General features: G+C 69.0%; 16 protein-coding genes and 1 tRNA gene. 9 read left to right on the forward strand and 8 right to left on the reverse strand.

Annotation, left to right across the window (positions count from 1 at the left end; translation table 11 throughout):
* Window positions 1–47 precede the first annotated feature (47 nt).
* Both ACFYWY_RS27765 and ACFYWY_RS27770 read right to left on the reverse strand, forming a co-directional pair.
* Window positions 48–1,343, reverse strand: a complete 1,296-nt coding sequence (locus ACFYWY_RS27765) for an MFS transporter (protein WP_389190755.1) — start codon at window positions 1,341–1,343, stop codon at window positions 48–50.
* Between the two features lie 265 nt (window positions 1,344–1,608).
* Window positions 1,609–3,117 carry a potassium/proton antiporter gene (locus ACFYWY_RS27770; protein ID WP_389190771.1) on the reverse strand — a complete coding sequence of 503 codons (1,509 nt, stop codon included), beginning with the start codon at window positions 3,115–3,117 and terminating at the stop codon, window positions 1,609–1,611.
* Window positions 3,118–3,361: 244 nt separating this feature from the next.
* On the opposite strand from ACFYWY_RS27770, the gene ACFYWY_RS27775 reads away from it, so the two are divergent.
* Window positions 3,362–6,094, forward strand: coding sequence for a penicillin acylase family protein (locus ACFYWY_RS27775; RefSeq protein WP_389190756.1), 2,733 nt, complete (start codon window positions 3,362–3,364; stop codon window positions 6,092–6,094).
* Here ACFYWY_RS27775 and ACFYWY_RS27780 read toward each other — a convergent pair.
* Window positions 6,084–6,704, reverse strand: coding sequence for a 5-formyltetrahydrofolate cyclo-ligase (locus tag ACFYWY_RS27780; RefSeq protein WP_389190757.1), 621 nt, complete (start codon window positions 6,702–6,704; stop codon window positions 6,084–6,086). The two genes, ACFYWY_RS27775 and ACFYWY_RS27780, sit on opposite strands and share 11 nt — an antisense overlap.
* A gap of 94 nt (window positions 6,705–6,798) precedes the next feature.
* Between ACFYWY_RS27780 and galU the strand changes: the two genes are divergently transcribed.
* The 7 genes from galU (at window position 6,799) to ACFYWY_RS27815 (ending at window position 12,236) form a co-directional block, all read left to right on the forward strand.
* On the forward strand, window positions 6,799–7,701 hold the full coding sequence (galU, locus tag ACFYWY_RS27785) for a UTP--glucose-1-phosphate uridylyltransferase GalU (RefSeq protein WP_389190758.1): 903 nt from the start codon (window positions 6,799–6,801) through the stop codon (window positions 7,699–7,701).
* Window positions 7,702–7,705: 4 nt separating this feature from the next.
* Window positions 7,706–9,007 carry a gephyrin-like molybdotransferase Glp gene (glp, locus tag ACFYWY_RS27790; RefSeq protein ID WP_389190759.1) on the forward strand — a complete coding sequence of 434 codons (1,302 nt, stop codon included), beginning with the start codon at window positions 7,706–7,708 and terminating at the stop codon, window positions 9,005–9,007.
* A 40-nt stretch (window positions 9,008–9,047) separates the two neighbouring features.
* Window positions 9,048–9,560, forward strand: coding sequence for a cyclic pyranopterin monophosphate synthase MoaC (moaC, locus tag ACFYWY_RS27795; RefSeq protein WP_389190772.1), 513 nt, complete (start codon window positions 9,048–9,050; stop codon window positions 9,558–9,560).
* Window positions 9,557–10,225 (forward strand): molybdenum cofactor biosynthesis protein B, encoded by a 669-nt coding sequence (locus ACFYWY_RS27800; RefSeq protein WP_389190760.1) that lies wholly within the window; start codon window positions 9,557–9,559, stop codon window positions 10,223–10,225. The genes moaC and ACFYWY_RS27800 overlap by 4 nt, the downstream gene beginning before the upstream one ends.
* Before the next feature lie 17 nt (window positions 10,226–10,242).
* A complete protein-coding gene (locus ACFYWY_RS27805) occupies window positions 10,243–10,854 on the forward strand; it encodes a GNAT family N-acetyltransferase (protein WP_389190761.1) in 612 nt (203 codons plus the stop codon).
* Window positions 10,855–10,990: 136 nt separating this feature from the next.
* The gene (gene glpR / locus ACFYWY_RS27810) at window positions 10,991–12,082 is read left to right on the forward strand and encodes a gephyrin-like molybdotransferase receptor GlpR (protein WP_389190762.1); all 1,092 of its coding nucleotides are present in this window, start codon (window positions 10,991–10,993) and stop codon (window positions 12,080–12,082) included.
* 80 nt (window positions 12,083–12,162) lie between these two features.
* A tRNA-Ala gene (locus ACFYWY_RS27815) sits at window positions 12,163–12,236 on the forward strand.
* A 257-nt stretch (window positions 12,237–12,493) separates the two neighbouring features.
* Here the strand turns inward: ACFYWY_RS27815 and ACFYWY_RS27820 are convergent.
* The 3 genes from ACFYWY_RS27820 to ACFYWY_RS27830 form a co-directional block, all read right to left on the reverse strand.
* Window positions 12,494–13,864 carry a hypothetical protein gene (locus tag ACFYWY_RS27820; RefSeq protein ID WP_389190763.1) on the reverse strand — a complete coding sequence of 457 codons (1,371 nt, stop codon included), beginning with the start codon at window positions 13,862–13,864 and terminating at the stop codon, window positions 12,494–12,496.
* 150 nt (window positions 13,865–14,014) lie between these two features.
* Complete coding sequence (locus ACFYWY_RS27825; protein WP_389190764.1) at window positions 14,015–14,167, reverse strand: hypothetical protein; 153 nt, start codon at window positions 14,165–14,167, stop codon at window positions 14,015–14,017.
* Between the two features lie 83 nt (window positions 14,168–14,250).
* Window positions 14,251–15,162 (reverse strand): hypothetical protein, encoded by a 912-nt coding sequence (locus tag ACFYWY_RS27830; protein ID WP_389190765.1) that lies wholly within the window; start codon window positions 15,160–15,162, stop codon window positions 14,251–14,253.
* Between the two features lie 93 nt (window positions 15,163–15,255).
* Between ACFYWY_RS27830 and ACFYWY_RS27835 the strand changes: the two genes are divergently transcribed.
* Window positions 15,256–15,573: a helix-turn-helix domain-containing protein gene (locus tag ACFYWY_RS27835; RefSeq protein ID WP_389190766.1), complete on the forward strand. Its 318-nt coding sequence runs from the start codon at window positions 15,256–15,258 to the stop codon at window positions 15,571–15,573.
* A gap of 224 nt (window positions 15,574–15,797) precedes the next feature.
* Here the strand turns inward: ACFYWY_RS27835 and ACFYWY_RS27840 are convergent, their stop codons facing one another.
* On the reverse strand, window positions 15,798–16,310 hold the full coding sequence (locus ACFYWY_RS27840) for a hypothetical protein (protein WP_389190767.1): 513 nt from the start codon (window positions 16,308–16,310) through the stop codon (window positions 15,798–15,800).
* 1,026 nt (window positions 16,311–17,336) lie between these two features.
* A complete protein-coding gene (locus ACFYWY_RS27845) occupies window positions 17,337–17,594 on the reverse strand; it encodes a hypothetical protein (RefSeq protein ID WP_389190768.1) in 258 nt (85 codons plus the stop codon).
* Window positions 17,595–17,762 lie beyond the last annotated feature (168 nt).

Here is a 17,762-nt window from a genome sequence, read left to right on the forward strand (position 1 = left end):
CACTCAATGAGTGCTAACGACGGTCCATAGTGACGTATTCCGCTGGATCAGTCCACTGTCACCGGCACTCGGTGACCCATCCCACGCGCCGCGATCCGCCCGGAAGCCCTCGTCGAGAGCCGCGAGCGCAGCGCCACCAGGGTGACCAGGGCCAGCACGGTGCCCACCAGGGGGACCAGGAATCCGGCGCTCGCGCCGTGTTCGTCGGCCAGCCGCCCGGCCACCGTCACGGCCGCCGCCTGGCCGAGCGCGACCGCGCCCGTCAGCCAGGTGAAGGCCTCGGTACGGGCCAAAGGAGGAACCAGGGACTCGACCAGTGTGTAGCCGCTGATCAGGGCGGGCGCGATGCACAGGCCGACCAGCAGCCCGAGCCCGGCCAGCAGCGCCACGGAGTGCACCGCCCACAGCGCGGAGGCCGCCAGTGTCAGCCCGGCGTAGCCGAGCACCATGCGCCGCCGCGGCCCGGTCTTCCAGGCGATGGCGCCGCACGCGATGCCCGCCAGCATGTTGCCGGCCGCGAAAACTCCGTACAGCAGACCGTTGACCCCGGGGTTGCCGATCTCCTCGGAGAAGGCGGTCAGTGCGACCTGCATTCCGCCAAAGACCGAGCCGATGCCGAGGAAGGCCACGGCCAGCACCCGTACGCCAGGTATGGACAGGGCGGAGGTGTGCGGCTCGGCGGCTGTCGCCGCAGGTCGGACCGCCGGCTGCGTACGGCTCTGGGCCGCGAAGAAGAGGCCGCCGGCCAGCGTCAGTGCCGCCTCTGCGATCAGTCCCGCCGCCGGGTGGACGCCCGTGCACAGCGCGGTCGCGAGCACCGGTCCGACGACGAAGGTGAACTCGTCCGTCACGGACTCGAAGGCTGCCGCCGTCGACATCAGTGGCGAGCCTCCCCCGGAGCCTTCGGCCTGGGAGGTGCCCCCACCGAGCATGGCGGCCCAGCGGGCCCGGACCATCGGGCCGACCTGCGGTACGGACGCACCCGTAGGCACGGCTGCGACGAACAGCGCCCACAAGGGCGCGTCCGCCAGCGCGAGCGCCGTCAGGGCGGTTACGGAAGCGGTGTGCACGAGCACGCCCGGCAGCACGACGGCCCGCTGCCCGAACCGGTCCGCGAGCTTGCCGCTCTGCGGTGCGAACAGCGCCATGGAGACACCGGTGAAAGCGGCGACGGCGCCGGCGGTGCCGTACGAACCGGTGGTGTGCTGGACCAGCAGGACGATGCCGATGGTCAGCATCGCGAAGGGCTGGCGTGCCAGAAAGCCCGGGAGCAGGAATGTCCAGGCGCCTGGGGTGCGCAGGAGCTGCCCGTACCCAGGACGGGACTCGACCGTGGATGCCACGGTCCGTGCCTTTCTGCCGCCTGGTAGCGCTCCCCTGGTACGCGTCGTACTCGTGGTACGAGACGCACGGGAGCCGCCGAGAGCTGTCCTCTTGCGCGGAACTGCGGTAGATACCGGGGCCCACTACGAGGGACACCGCGGCCGCCATACGGTCGCGCCAGCTCTGCGTCAGGCAGAGTTGGTCGATCAGTGTGCCTTCATGGTACAGGTGGATTTCGCAGTTGCGCCTGGGAAATGGGCCACATCTCCAGAGGTACGCCTGGGATTAGTCGGATCTTCCTCTGCCGTTTCCGCCTGTCCCCAGCCAGTCGGCCAGCTTTCCGCCCTGTCCGACGGCCCGCAGCCGCCGCTCCGCCGCATCCCGCACCGGATCCGTCGCCACCACAAGCAGCTCGTCGCCCCGCCGCAGCACGGTCGACGGCAGCGGTACGAAGCTCTTCCCCTCCCGTACGACCAGGGTCACCGCGGAACCCGCGGGCAGTCGCAGCTCCGCCACCTCCACGCCGTGCATCTTCGACTCCTCGGGGATCGTCACCGAGAGCAGATGTCCGCGCAGCCGCTCCAGCGGCGCCGACTCGATGCCCAGATCGGCCGCGTCGGTCGAGCGCAGGTGCAGTGCCCTCGCCAGCCAGGGCAGCGTCGGCCCCTGCACCAGGGTGTAGACGACGACCAGGACGAAGACGATGTTGAAGACTCGGCGGCTGCCCTCGATGCCGTAGACCATCGGGATCGTGGCGAGAATGATGGGCACGGCGCCGCGGAGCCCCGCCCATGACATCAGCACCTGCTCCGGCCACGGAATCCTGAAGGGCAGCAGGCTGACGAAGACCTCCAGCGGCCGCGCCACCATGGTCAGCACCAGGCCCACGACCACTGCGGGCCAGAAGTCGTCGACCAGCTCGCTCGGGGTCACCAGCAGGCCGAGCAGGACGAACATGCCGATCTGCGCGATCCAGCCGAGCCCCTCGGCGAATCCGCGGTTCGCCGGCGCGTGCGGCAGTCTGGAGTTCCCCAGCAGCATCGAGGCGAGGTAGACCGCGAGGAAGCCACTGCCGTGCGCCATGGCGCCGGCGGCGTACGCGACCACCGCGATCGCCATCACCGCGATCGGATACAGACCGGACGCGGGCAGTGCCACATGCCGCAGTCCGAAGGCGCCCAGCCAGCCCGTCGCCAGGCCAATGGCCGCGCCGATCGCCAGCTCCAGCGCGATCTTGCCGATCAGCACGTACCAGTCGTCGACCGGCCCCGCCGTCGAGAAGGCGATCACCAGGATCACCACGGGGGCGTCGTTGAAGCCCGACTCGGCCTCCAGCACACCGGTCACCCGTGACGGCAGCGGCACCTTGCGCAGTACGGAGAAGACCGCGGCGGCGTCCGTCGAGGACACCACCGCGCCGATGATGAGCGCCTGCCGCCACTCCAGCCCGACCAGATAGTGCGCCCCTGCCGCCGTGATGCCCACGCTCACCGCGATGCCGACGGTCGACAGCGCGACCGCCGCGGGCAGCACGGGTTTGATCTCCTTCCACTTCGTGCTCAGTCCACCCTCGGCCAGGATCACCACGAGTGCGGCATAGCCGATCACTTGGGTAAGCCTGGCGTCGTCGAACCTGACGTCGAAGATGCCGTCCTGCCCGATGGCGATCCCGATCCCGAGATACAGCAGCAGGCTGGGGAGCCCACTGCGGGACGAGATGCGCACCGCCGCGACGGCGATGAGCAGAACGAGGGAGCAGATGAGCAGGAGTTCATTGAGCTGGTGGACAGTCAGTGGCCGATCCTTCCCTTCGCGCCTACATGCCGGATGGTCCCTCCGGCAGGCGACACATCGTTACCTTACCTAATCTTTAACGTTTCTTTGATGCGGTCGATCATCTGTGCGGGCCGCGGGGCCTGGTGGGGGCCGGGTTGCTGCCTTACGGATACCGCGTCCGGACGGGGGGAGTGCTGCGCCTACAGTTGCTCCAGCACTCAGTTGAGCACTCCAGGACCACCCTGCCCCTCGAAGGACAGCGATGCCCGCCAACACAACCGCCTCTTCCCCCAAGAAGAAGAAGGGGCGACGCGCCCGCCTGCTCGTGATCGTCCTGGTGCTGGCGCTTGTCGCGGGTGTCGGATACGGCACGTACTGGAGCATCAGCACAGTGCGCGCCTCCTTCCCGCAGACGACCGGGACACTCAAGCTCGACGGTCTGCGTGGCCAGGTCGAGGTCAAGCGCGACAATTACGGCATCCCGCAGATCTATGCCGACAGCGACGAAGACCTGTTCCGCGCCCAGGGCTTCGTCCAGGCGCAGGACCGCTTCTGGGAGATGGACGTACGCCGCCATATGACGGCCGGCCGACTCTCCGAGATGTTCGGCTCCGAACAGGTCGAGACGGACGCTTTCCTGCGCACCCTCGGCTGGCGCCAGGTGGCGCAGAAGGAGTACGACACCAAGCTCACCCCGGAGACGAAGAAGAACCTCCAGGCGTACGCGGACGGCGTCAACGCCTACCTCAAGGACCGCGACGGCAAGGACCTCTCCGTCGAGTACGCCGCCCTGTCCTTCGTGAACGACTACAAGCCCGAGCAGTGGACGCCGGTCGACTCGGTGGCCTGGCTCAAGGCGATGGCCTGGGACCTGCGCGGCAACATGCAGGAGGAGATAGACCGCTCTCTGCTGACCAGCAGGCTCACCGAGCAGCAGATCAAGGACCTGTACCCGTCGTATCCGTACGACCGGAACAAACCGATCGTCGACAAGGGCGGAGTCGACGCCGCCACCGGGAAGTTCGACCCGGAGGCCGAGCCGTCCGACCCGTCCGGCGGCAGCAGCGCAAGCGACAGCCCGGCAGGCGCCACCCAGGGCCTGAACTCCCAGCTCGCGGCGCTCTCGAAGACCCTGGACACGATCCCGGCGCTGCTCGGCCCCAGCGGCAGCGGCATCGGCTCCAACTCCTGGGTCGTCTCCGGCAACTACACGACGACCGGCAAGCCGATGCTGGCAAACGACCCGCATCTGGCGCCGTCGCTGCCCTCCCTCTGGTACCAGATGGGGCTGCACTGCCGTACGGTCTCGGCCTCCTGCCAGTACGACACCGCCGGCTACACCTTCTCCGGGACGCCCGGCGTGATAATCGGTCACAACCAGGACATCGCCTGGGGCTTCACCAACCTCGGCGCGGACGTCACCGACCTCTACCTCGAGAAGCTCGCCGGTGACAGCTACCAGGTGGGCGGCGAGGAGAAGAAGCTGACCACCCGCCGGGAGGTCATCAAGATCGCGGGCGGCGGCTCCAAGACGATCACGGTCCGCTCCACCGGCCACGGACCACTGGTCTCCGACCGCAGCAACGAACTGGAGAAGGTCGGCCAGAAGGCCCCGGTCTCCAACGCCGCACCGGACCGCGGCGCCGGCTACGCCGTGGCTCTGCAGTGGACCGCCCTGGTGCCCGGCAAGTCCATGGACGCGGTCTTCGAGCTCAACCGCGCCAAGGACTTCAAGACCTTCCGCGCGGCCGCCGAGAACTTCGAGGTTCCCTCGCAGAACCTCGTCTACGCCGACTCCAAGAACAACATCGGCTACCAGGCGCCCGGCAAGATCCCGGTCCGCGCCGAAGGTGACGGCACCACGCCCGCTCCCGGCTGGGACCCGAAGTACAAGTGGAAGGGCTTCATCCCCTTCGACGAGCTGCCCTACGAGTACAACCCCCGGCGCGGCTACATCGTCACCGCCAACCAGGCGGTCGTCGACGCGAAGAAGTACCCGTACCTGATCACCAAGGACTACGGCTACGGGGCCCGCAGCCAGCGGATCAACGACCTCATCGAGTCGAAGATCCAGGGCGGCGGCAAGATCTCGACCGAAGACATGCGCACCATGCAGATGGACAACAGCAGCGAGATCGCCAAGCTGCTCACGCCGTATCTGCTGAAGATCGACGTCTCGGACAGCTACGTCCGCGAGGCGCAGAAGTTGCTGGAGGGCTGGGACTACACCCAGGAGCCGGACTCCGGCGCGGCCGCGTACTTCAATGGGGTCTGGCGCAATGTCCTCAAGCTCGCCTTCGGCAACAAGCTGCCCAAGGAGCTGCGCATCGAGGGCGAGTGCCTCAATGTCCGCCCGGCCGACAGCTCGGCCCCGGACGACGAGCTGACCGAGCGGGTGCGCGAGTGCGGCCAGCGCGACACTGAGTCGGCGCAGCCGGACGGCGGCGACCGCTGGTACGAGGTCGTGCGCAAGATCCTCGAGGACGAGAACAACGAGTGGTGGAAGTCCCCGGCCAGCCGTACCGACTCGGCCACCACGACGCGTGACCAGCTGCTCGCCCGGGCCATGGAGGACGCCCGCTGGGAGCTGACGGCCGAGCTCGGCAAGGACGCCTCCGGCTGGACCTGGGGCCGGCTGCACCAGCTGACGCTGAAGAACCAGACGCTCGGCACCGAGGGTCCCGGCTTCCTGCAGTTCGTGCTCAACCGCGGCCCGTGGAATCTGGGCGGCGGCGAAGCCGCGGTCAACGCGACCGGCTGGAACGCGGCGGGCGGCTACGGAGTCATCTGGGTGCCTTCGATGCGGATGGTCGTCAACGTCGGCGACTGGGACAAGTCCCGCTGGATCAACCTGACCGGTGCGTCGGGGCACGCGTACAACGCGCACTACACCGACCAGACGGACAAGTGGGCGAACGGCGAACTTCTCGACTGGGCCTACAGCGCGCAGGCCGTGTCGCAGAAGACCACCGACACGCTCAAGCTCACTCCGTAGCGTCCGTAGCGTCCGTCGAGCCGGTGAAGCGCCTGACGGCCTCGGGTGTCACCACCGCGTGCACGGGGTGGTCGTGCGGTTCCTCCGGGACCCGCGCGACCACCTCGTCCGCGTACAGCAGCACCACCAGCGCCGGGTCGGCGCCGGCCGCCGAGAGGCGGGCGAGGACCCTGTCGTACGAGCCGCCGCCGCGGCCGAGCCGCATACCGCGGGCGTCCACCGCGAGCCCGGGAAGGAGCACGGCATCCGCATCCAGCACGGCGTCCGCGCCGAGCCGCGCGCCGTCCGGCTCCAGCAGTCCGCGCCCCGCGCGCACCAGATGTTCCGCGCCCTCGTACACTCCCCAGTCCAGATCGTTGTCCGCCTGCAGGACCGGCAGCAGGACGCGTACGCCCCGCGCGCGCAGCGCGTCGAGCAGCGCGCGGGTGCCGGGCTCGCGCCCGACGGAGACGTATGCGGCTACCGTGCTTGCTTCGGCCAATTCCGGGAGGTCAAGGGCCAGTCGGGCGAGAGCCTCCGCGGCCCGCTGGACGTCCTGGGGGGACAGGACGTCCCGGGCGTCCAGGAGTTCACGCCGAACCGCACTCTTTCCGGACAAGTCACCGCTCATTACCCGTTCACAAACCTCTCGTACACGTCTTTATGAGACGGAAGTTAACCGGAGGCTCATCTTCAGCCCATACTCGACGGCTATGGTGCTGCGCATGACTCAGTCGCACCCCAGGATCAGCAAGGCTGTCATCCCCGCCGCAGGCCTCGGAACCCGGTTCCTGCCTGCCACGAAAGCCACTCCCAAAGAGATGCTGCCTGTCGTCGACAAGCCCGCGATCCAGTACGTCGTCGAGGAGGCGGTCGCGGCCGGCCTCTCCGACGTACTCATGGTCACGGGCCGCAACAAGCGGCCGCTCGAGGACCACTTCGACCGGAACTACGAGCTGGAAGAGGCGCTCACCCGCAAGGGCGACGCCCGCCGCCTCGCGAAGGTCCAGGAGTCGAGCGACCTCGCCACCATGCACTACGTCCGCCAGGGCGACCCGCGCGGCCTCGGCCACGCCGTGCTCTGCGCCGCCCCGCACGTCGGCGACCAGCCCTTCGCGGTCCTCCTCGGCGACGACCTGATCGACCCGCGCGATCCGCTGCTCGCCAGGATGGTCGAGATCCAGGAGCGGGAGGGCGGCAGTGTCATCGCGCTGATGGAGGTCGACCCCGCGTCGATAGGTATGTACGGCTGCGCGGCAGTCGAGGCTACCGGCGAGTCCGACGTCGTCAAGGTGACGAACCTGGTCGAGAAGCCCGACCCGTCCGAGGCCCCGAGCAACCTCGCCATCATCGGCCGTTATGTCCTGGACCCTGCCGTCTTCGGCATACTTCGTGAGACAGAGCCGGGCCGAGGCAACGAGATCCAGCTCACCGACGCACTCGAGAAACTCGCCGCGGACGAGAAGGTGGGCGGACCGGTGCACGGCGTGGTCTTCAAGGGTCGCCGTTACGACACCGGCGACCGTGGGGACTACCTGCGGGCGATTGTCAGACTCGCGTGCGAACGTGAAGACCTGGGCCCGGAGTTCCGGACCTGGCTTCGCAGTTATGTGACCGAGGAGATGTAACACCGTGAGCAGCACGATCTGGTCGGTGGACGACCACCTTGAGGACATCCTCGGAGCGATCCGCCCGCTGGACCCGATCGAGCTGCAGCTGCCGGACGCGCTGGGATGTGTCCTGGTCGAGGACGTCACCGCGCCGGTCGCGCTGCCGCCCTTCGACAACAGCTCCATGGACGGGTACGCGGTCCGCACCACGGATGTCGCGGGCGCGAGTGAAAAGTTCCCCGCCGTCCTCACGGTGATCGGCGATGTAGCGGCCGGCGGCGGTGGGCTGCCCACCGTCGGACCCGGCCAGGCCGCCCGCATCATGACCGGCGCCCCGCTGCCGCCCGGCGCGGAGGCGGTCGTCCCGGTCGAGTGGACCGACGGCGGCACGGGCGGCGGAGCCGCCACCACGATGCGACCGGCCGGAGAGTCCCCTGAGGGCGCGAGCGGCGAGGTCCGCGTCCACCGGCCGGCCGAGGCGCGCGCCCATGTGCGCGCCCGCGGCAGCGACGTCCAGGCGGGTGACCTGGCGCTGGAGGCGGGCACCGTCCTTGGCCCGCCGCAGATCGGCCTGCTCGCCGCGATCGGCCGCGGCTCCGTGCGCGTCCGCCCCCGTCCGCGCGTCGTCGTGCTCTCCACCGGCAGCGAACTGGTCCAGCCCGGCGAGGAGTTGGGCGAGGGCCAGATCTACGACTCGAACAGCTTCGCGCTGTGTGCCGCCGCCCGCGACGCGGGCGCCATCTCCTACCGGGTGGGCGCGGTCACCGACGACGCGGAGGTGCTGCGCGCCACCATCGAGGACCAGCTGATCCGCGCCGATCTGCTGGTCACCACGGGCGGCGTCAGCGTCGGCGCGTACGACGTCGTCAAGGAGGCCCTCGCCTCGGTGGGCGACGCGGACGTGCCGGGCAGCGGGATCGACTTCCGCAAGCTCGCCATGCAGCCCGGCAAGCCGCAGGGCTTCGGCTCGATCGGCCCGGAGCACACCCCGCTGCTGGCGCTGCCGGGCAATCCCGTCTCCTCGTACGTCTCGTTCGAGCTGTTCGTACGTCCCGCGATCCGGGCCCTGATGGGGCTCAAGGACATCCACCGCCCGAAGGTGCGCGCCGTGCTCAAGGCCGACAAGCCGGTGCCGTCGCCCGCGGGCAAGCGGCAGTTCCTGCGCGGTACGCACGACCCCGAGTCGGGCACCGTCTCCCCGGTCGGCGGCTCGGGCTCCCATCTGATCGCGGCCCTCGCCCATGCCGACTGCCTGATCGTCGTCCCGGAGCGCGACACCTCGGCCGAGCCCGGCGCGGAGGTGGAAGTGGTCCTCCTCGGCTGACCTGCATACGGTGGCGGTACCGTGTCTGCCCACACAGGCCCTGAGGGGCCAGGACCGGGAGCGCCACAGCAAAATGAGTACGCATGGCAGGCTGACGCACATCGACGACGCGGGGGCGGCCCGTATGGTCGACGTCTCCGGAAAGGACGTCACCGCACGCACCGCCCGCGCCAGCGGCCGGGTCCTGGTGTCACCGCAGGTCGTGGAGTTGTTGCGGGGTGAGGGCGTGCCCAAGGGCGACGCGCTGGCGACGGCCCGTATCGCGGGCATCATGGGCGCCAAGCGCACCCCTGATCTGATCCCGCTCTGCCACCCGCTCGCGGTCTCCGGCGTCACCCTCGATCTGGCGGTTGCGGACGACGCCGTCGAGATCACCGCCACGGTGAAGACCACTGACCGCACGGGCGTCGAGATGGAGGCCCTGACCGCCGTCTCGGTCGCCGCGCTCACCGTCGTCGACATGGTCAAGGCCGTCGACAAGGGCGCGGTGATCACCGACATCCGGGTCGAGGAGAAGACGGGCGGCAAGTCCGGCGACTGGAGCAGGTCATGACTCCGCCGCCACGGGCCGGAGAGGTGTACGGCCACAGCCACGGGCCTCGCCCGGAGCCGTCGGCAGCCGAGTCCTCGGCACCCGGACAGGCGGAGCACGCGCCGGATCCGGCGTACGGCAGGCGGCTGCCCGGCCCCGACGCGGCCCGGCGGGCCCTGGTCGTCACCGCCTCCAACCGAGCGGCCGCCGGTGTCTACGAGGACAAGGGCGGCCCGATCCTCGCCGGGGGGCTGGCCGCGCTCGGCTTCGCGGTCGACGGGCCGCGCGTCGTCCCGGACGGCGACCCGGTCGAGCAGGCCCTGCGGGACGGGGTGGCCGCCGCGTACGACGTCATCCTCACCACTGGCGGCACCGGCATCTCGCCCACCGACAAGACCCCCGAGGTCACCCGGCGGGTGCTCGACCACGAGATCCTCGGCATCCCCGAGGCGATCCGCGCGTACGGGCGCGAGAAGGTGCCCACCGCGGCGCTGTCCCGGGGGCTCGCCGGAGTCGCGGGACGCACCCTGATCGTCAACCTGCCGGGCTCCACCGGCGGGGTGCGCGACGGACTGGCCGTACTGGAGCAGCTGCTGCTCCACGCCGTCGACCAGATCCGCGGCGGCGACCATCCCGGACCCATGCCCCAGACCCCGTCCGGGGGGACCCCCGGGAGCCCGAGCTGAACGCCCTCACCTGGCCGGTGATCCTGGCGGACGGCGATGTGGTCCTCCGCCCGATAAAGCTGCGCGACCAGCGGAACTGGCGCGAGGTGAACCGGCGCAACCGCGACTGGCTGCGGCCCTGGGAGGCGACCATTCCGCCGCCCGCCCCGGGCGGGCCCGTCGCGCACCGGCCCACGTACCGGCAGATGGTCCGCCATCTGCGCACCGAGGCCAACGCGGGCCGGATGTTCCCCTTCGTCATCGAGTACCAGGGCCGCCTGGTGGGCCAGTTGACGGTCGCCGGGATCACCTGGGGCTCGATGTGCTCGGGCCATGTCGGCTACTGGGTCGACCGGGAGATCGCGGGCCGCGGGGTCATGCCGACCGCCGTCGCGCTCGCCGTCGACCACTGTTTCCGCTCGGTCGGACTGCACCGCATCGAAGTCTGCATTCGGCCCGAGAACGTCCCCAGCCGCCGGGTCGTGGAAAAACTCGGATTCCGCGAAGAGGGACTGCGCCCTCGTTACCTCCACATCGACGGTGCGTGGCGGGACCATCTGGTGTTCGCCCTCACGGCCGAGGAGGTGCCGGAGGGACTGCTCCGCCGCTGGCACCAGGCACGACCCGGAACGCCACGGGAAATAAAATAAACGTTCGAAAATGATCGCTGTCGACCATGTTCCGATCTGAACAATCACAAAAAAAGTCCGTGATATCAGCCAGATCGTGCGACACACCGGGCCAATTGGCGGATGCCCTTGCGCAAATCCCTCTACGGTGTGATGCGTGAGCAGCAGCGGCCTCATCTACGCAGTCATCGTCGGGGCCTGGGCCGCCTACTTGGTGCCGATGTGGCTCCGCAGGCAGGACGAGCTCAATGAAGCCCGTCCGACGGAACGCTTCTCCACCGCCATCCGGCTGCTGTCCGGACGCGGTGCGATGGAGCGCCGGTACGCCAAGGAGCTGCGGGAACGCACCGCCGAGCAGGCTGAGCCCGAGGCAGACCCGGATGCCGCCACGGACCATTTGAGTTCCGTGGACGTCCGGGCCTTCGCCGCGCCCCCGGCCCGTACCGAAGCCCGGATGGAAATCCCGGGCCGCCCGGCGCCCGTCCCGGCCCAGGCCCAGGCGCGACGCCCGGTGCCGCGTCCACGTCCGCGGCCGAACGGCTCCGCCGCCGAGCGCGCCCGGCGCACCAAGGTCCTGGCCCGCCGCAGACGTACCACCGTGGTGCTCTTCCTCGCGTTCACGCTCGGTACGGTCGTCGCCGCGGTCGGCGGACTCCGCTTCCTGTGGGCCCCGGCCGTTCCGGCCATACTTCTCAGCGCGTACATCGTCCATCTGCGCACCAAGGAGCGCCGGCGCTTCGCGTTCACCATGGACCGCCGCCGGGCCGAGGCGGCGGCGCAGCGGCTGCGCGAGAACCATCCGCGCCGACACCCGGACGCGGCGGCCACCGCCGAGCCGGACGAGGAGCCCGCGGCACGCACCGAGCCCGAACCGGGCAGCGCGCTCTCCCCGCAGGAGGCGGGCCGCCGTGCGCTGGTCGAGCAGACGGACCACGCGGAGTGGGTCGACCAGCAGCGCGAACGCGGTCCGGCGAGCGGCGACAGCTGGGAGCCGGTCCCGGTCCCGCTGCCGACGTACGTCACCGCGCCCGTGGCCCCGCGCGCCACGAGCGGCGTGGACATGAACGACCCGGAGACCTGGAGCGCGGCCCGCTCCTCGACGGCGGAACCGACCTCCGTGCCGGCCCCGACGGCGGACCCCGCGCCGAGCCGGCGCACGCCCGCGCCCCGGCGTGCGCGCGAGCGCGGACGCACCCCGCTCTTCGATCAGTACGCGGACGAGGACAGGCCCCGCGCCGCCAACGAGTGACCCCGTGGCCGTTGCGTGACCAGCGCCGGAACGGATTTCCAAGCACCCCGACCAGGATGCTAGAGTTTCACTCGTTGCAGGGGCCTGTGGCGCAGTCTGGTAGCGCACCTCGTTCGCATCGAGGGGGTCTGGGGTTCAAATCCCCACAGGTCCACACCAAGGGCCGTTCGCGGGTTAGCCCGCGAGCTGTTCACGAGATCCCGGTCAGACGGTCATCGTCTGGCCGGGATCTCGGCGTTTGAGCTCCTACTTGTGTGAAAGTCAGTTTGCCGGGCCGCCGGGAAGCGTGGCGGTCTGCGTCGGAACGGGCCGGGGGATGGGATGCGGACATGCCGCGGGGACCGCAGGCGTGGAGTCAGACTCCTGCGGTCTCGCGACGTGTCGATTTTCAATTACGTGGTGCGCGCGCGCTCAAGGGCTGCGGCTCAGACCCTGGGGGCGGGGCATGGCTGTCTCCTCCATCGTCGGGTAGGGCGGGAGGGCATCCGTGGGCTCGGGGTTGAGGCCGGTGATGGGACTCTTCTTGCTGGCGGTCAGGTATTGCTCGAGTTCCTTGATGTTGTGGACCATGACGGTGATGGCGGACAGGAGTGTCTGGGCGACGCGTCCGCGGGGTTGACGCCTCTCGCGTGCGTGCAGGGCGGAGTCGACGGATTTCAGCCGTCCGTTGCCGCCCTCGATGTGGGCGCGGAGCGTTTGGTAGGCCAGGGCCCAGGAAGGTGTCTGCCAGGGCAGTTCCTGGCGCATACGGGGCATGACGTGTGCCTGCATGGTGACGGAGGACTGGCTACAGCACTTGGGGCGTTCGTCGAGGGGGAGGTCCGGGGGCTCGACCGTGGGTCGGGCTGCGGGGTGTGTAGTGCGCTCCCTGTGGGCGTCGAGGTTGATGACGACTGGTACGGGCCCCTTCTTCTTCGGTGTGCCGCGGCCCTCACGCTCTTGTGCCCAGGGGCAGTTGAGTTTGGTGATGGGGCAGGCGTACCGCTCGGTGCCGCGGTCGTCGAGGGTGTCCTTGCGGGTGAGGGTGTATGCCTCGATCTCCTGCAGCTGTTCTCGAAGGGGGATGCGTTCACGCTCGTTCCTGGCGCTGCGGATCTGCTGGTAGAGGTCGAGCAGGCGGCGTGGGGTGAGGGGGCAGAACAGTCGGCCTACTTTGGCGATGGCGCCCTGGTGTTGGTGCTCTGCCTGATCGGCGACCTGGGGCTTGCTGAAGTCGAGCACTGGCATGTAGCCGAGGGCGCGCATCGGCCAGTGGAAGTTCTCGGGGAAGAGCTTCGTGTACGCGCGGTCGGCCGCCGTGAAGCCGCGGAGCTCGGTGAGCTGGGCCAGGACAGCGCTGACGTAGTGGGCATGACGGCCCATGTCTTTCTCGGGCGTGTGCAGCACCATACCGAGGATGAGCTGCGGGTAACGGCCGGCTCGGTCCGGGTCGGCGTGGGCCGCGATGGCGAGCGTAGCGCTGTAGCCGAACTCCCGGCCGCCGCCACCCTTGTAGTGCCAGTTGGCGCTCGCCTCCAGAGCGGAGCGCTTGCGGGTGTGGGGGCGGGCCCAAGTTGGCACGCAGGTGGTGTCAATCGCCGTGTCACCACGCCAGTGGCGCATCAGACCTTTGGCAAAGGCGGTGCGGACCGGGGCAGTGACCAGCCGGTTAGCGAGCTCTTCCAGGTGGCGGAGGGCTTGCTGTCCGCGCTCGCCGTTCCACTGAGCGGCGACTTTGCGGCCGGCTGCTCTGGGGAGACGACTGCGACGCTGGTGCGGCGCGGCGTCCAACAGGCGGTTCATGCGGGTCCAAGCACGGTGGAAGCGGTTGTACAGCGCGTTGACCGCGTCCTGGTCCTCGATGTCGCAGGTGGGGATGGAGAGTTCAGCGCGCAGTTGCTCCCTAGTGCCGAAGGTGATGATCTCGAATGCGTCGTCGAGGTTATTGCTGGCTCATTCGTAGCTTGCGCAGGCCAGACCGAGCAGGACCAAGCGGATGGGGTAGCCGGGCGGGCCCGGCAGCCCTGCGAACTGAGCCTCGACCGTGTCCACGACGCCGCTCTGCTGGAGGGTGCGCAGCAGCTTCTTAACCTTGCTGTCAGGCATCTCGGACGGCTCGTGTGAGCGCGGGTAGGGGCGGCGGGGACGGCCGTTGCCGGGTTGGTAGCGGGGGTCGTCGGCGGGAGTTCTCATGCCGAGCCACGCAGCATGCGGGTGGTGGCCGCGGTTGTGAGCGGGGGTACCGATGCCCGGTAGGGGGCCAGTGCGGCGGTCGACTTCATGCCCGCTGCAGCGGCGATGACATCCTCCGGTACACGCTGACGCAGCAGCTCAACGACCCAGGTGCTGCGCAGCCGGGCCAGCTTCAGGTCGGGAAGCCCAGATGCGCCGTTCAGGGTCCGCTTCGCCCAGTTGGACACGCCGTTCTTCGGGTCGGCGACCTGGCGTTGAGGCAGGAACAGGTAGCCGTCGCCTGCGGCATGGGCCCGCGCGGCGAGGTCCTCCTCCCACATCGCCCGGCAGACCACCAGACGGTCGCTGCTCGGAACTGCGACGACCACCGCCTCGGACGGCAGCACGGTGATGTCCGTGCCACGGACGGCCAGCACCTCGCGGCGCGCCAGCCCGCAGCCGGCGCCGAGGGCCAGCAGGGCCAGGGCACTGCCGCCGAGGGCGGACGTAGGGGGCAGCGCTCTGGCCCACATCAGGTAGCGGGCGAGTTCCGGCGGCGTGTAGGGGGCGGCGCGCTGCCGCTTGGCGCTCATTCGGGGTGTGAGCTGCTGCCCGTACTCCAGCCAGAGCAGGGCCTCGCGGATACGCAGCAGGATGCTCCGGTACGTCTGGATGGAGCTGCCTTCGAGTTTCGTCCGTGCGAGCAGGTAACGCGTCATCACCTCTGGCGCCAGCCAGGCCAGCGGGTCGCGGGCAATGCCGACGCGCTCGGCGTACACGGCCAGTCCGGAAAGCACGAGCATCAGCTTCGGCACCGGATACGGGACGGAATCGCAGGTCGCGGCGGCCACCATGCGAACTCCATCGGCGACCAAGGGCCACTCCGATGGTTCCTCCGACGGCTGGTAGCCGAGGATCGCGCCGCTCATATCCGTCTCCAAAGGAACACACCACGAGAAGTGGCTACACAAGTGGCCACTTGTTTCGTGAGTGTGCACTTCGACTGTCAGGAGCGCATGCGCATGACCGGAGGACGAGGCCGCAGTGTGCCGCCGCGGGAGCTGGCTCGGGACCCGGAGAACTGGCCCGAGGCGACGTTCGTTGACCACCCCCAGGCCAGGGTGGTGCAGGCCGTCGCACAAGCTCTGACCAGGCAGATGACCCTTCAAGGGCTGGGGCTGCGACGCGTTGCGACTCTCAGTGGCGTCAACCGTCAGGCGGTCGCGAATCTCCTCGCTGGCAGTAGCTGGCCGGATGTGGCGACGCTGAGCCGTCTGGAGGACGGGCTCGGTGTTGGTCTGTACCCGGGTACCAATGATCCGGGATCGCGGCATTGCTGAACCTCCGAAGCTGCACGGCATCCGCGCAGGCAGGACGGATTGGGCTCAGCACGCCACAGGTAGCCCAGCGGTGGGCTACCCTCAAAAACGGCATGCAGAAGCCCCTAACCGGACTCACATGCTCGGTGCCGCCGAGACTGATCCCTTGGCGGCACCACCAATTCACCCTCGTCCACGCCGTGCTGATCCTTCACGACAGTGGACGTGTTGTTAAGCGGCGCTTCCTATTGCTTCACCTCCGTGCCGACGTACAGGCCTGGTCCAACCTGCTGCAGGTATCCCTTGGTCACCAGGCGGTTAAGCCGGTGACGCATCCGTTCTATTTCTGTTCGAGGTGCGCCCTTGTCGACCAGAGGGATGACGACGTCCTTGGGGCTCATTGGTCGATCTGCCGAGGCCACCAGTGTGACGATCTTCCGATTCAGCTCCGTAAGTGGGCTGGAGGACATCGAAGGCTGCTGCTTGCCGAGGCTCGACTCTTCATGCAGCCTGGTGGTTTCTGAAGCGTCGTCCATGGAGGGCCGCGGAGAAGCCCCGCTGCCGTTCTTGGGGGGAGGCCCGCTCTCCGTAGCGTGCTCCGGGGGTACCCCTTCGAGGAGCTGGGCTGCAGTACGCCGCGTGATCGCCAGTGCTGCCAACCGCTCCTCCGCCTCGGCGATCTCCGCGCGCAGCCGACTGACCAGCTCCCGAGCGGCGCGCTCCTCCGCGTCGAGACGCTGAAAGAGCATCTCACTCATGGACTGACTCCACATCAGAAGCTGTTCTACGAGGCCAGTTGCGCGCAAGCTTTTCCGCGCCCTGCAAGCAACCTCACTCTAGAGCCAGTGCATGGCCTTGCGTGGGGTCCTTGCAGGATTTGGCCCTGGGCAAGAGGTGCTTCCCCAGCAAGTCGCATCCGAAGAGCTTGCAGACCTGGCCCGCCGTGGTGACGGCGAGGTTTGCGTGGGCAGACTGGAAGTTGCCGTGCGGCGGATGGTTCGCTCACCCTGTTGTCGTAAGTGGCTTTCAACAGAGGGCGATTGGCCCGTCCGGCGGGCAGGGTTCTGGTTGGAGGTGCGTTGTGGGCAACCGGGGTTCAAGGCCAGCTTGCGCGGATGCCCGGGCAGCGCGCCCGCAGTCAGCGAGCCACGCTTGCGGTGGTGGACCAGCCCTACCTCGATGCCCGCGAAGCCGTCCCCTGCCTCGTCGCGGAGATCGGAAGTCATCGCAGACGACTGGAGGCCAGCGGCGATCATCTCACCGGGTGTCGACGCAGGCGCGGGACCGGGCCGCTCGGTTCTTCTCCAGGAGCGGTGACGGCGGCTCGGCCGAGGAGGAACTGGGCCTGTCCCGACAGGAGTTGATTGCGACTCGTGAGTCCGGCGACGTACTGGCCGCAGTAGACATCGAGGCTGGGTGGTGGCGCACCCGGTTACGGCGCGCCCTGCAGGATGATCCCGAGGCAGCGGAAGAACTGCAGTTGATGCTTTCAGAGTTGGCTGCGGGACCGGAGAGAGTCGACGGTTTTCGTGCCCAACAGCATCAGCGGGGGTGTGCAGCACGGCCCGGTGGTTCAGGGGCAGAGCTTCTCCGGGCTGACGTTCAACCCCGGGGACGGTCCCGCCCGGGCAGGGCGCGGGGGCGGAGTGATGGGCGAGGCGTCGGGCACCGCCCGGGGGAGCCGGGCGTCAGGAATGAGCTGTCCAGGAACGTCAACGGCTGACATCAGGCGAGCGCCGTCCAGGGGGCAGCACAGCGCCAGCGGCTGTCGACGCTAACGGCGCCTACCCGCGAGCCGTGGCAACTCCCGCTTGCGGAGCGATTCTTCGTGCAGCGGCGGCCGTGATCTGTTCGGGGGCGAACTCGGCCACCAGGCGATCCAATACTGCGTCCAGGCGAGCAGCTGTGTCAGCCTGATCGCGGGCGATGGCATCCAGCAGCGACTGCTTCACGTACTCGTCCGGATCCTGCCCGGCGACCGCAGCAGCATCCTGCACCCTTGCCTGAACCTCTTCGCTCACCTGCACGCTGAGCAAATGCATGCCGTCCTTGTCCGCGTACGCGGTCCACAAAGCATCGATAGGCAGCAGGTTCTCCAGGGCCGCCCAGACACCGCTTGGGTTCTAGTGGTCGTCGCAACACCCCAGTTCAGGGGATGCGATGGACTTCGAGATCCGCGAGGAACGGAAGCCGCAGGGACCGCGGAAGCT

Origin of the sequence: Streptomyces sp. NPDC002870 (assembly GCF_042888505.1) — a bacterium.
GTDB lineage: Bacteria > Actinomycetota > Actinomycetes > Streptomycetales > Streptomycetaceae > Streptomyces.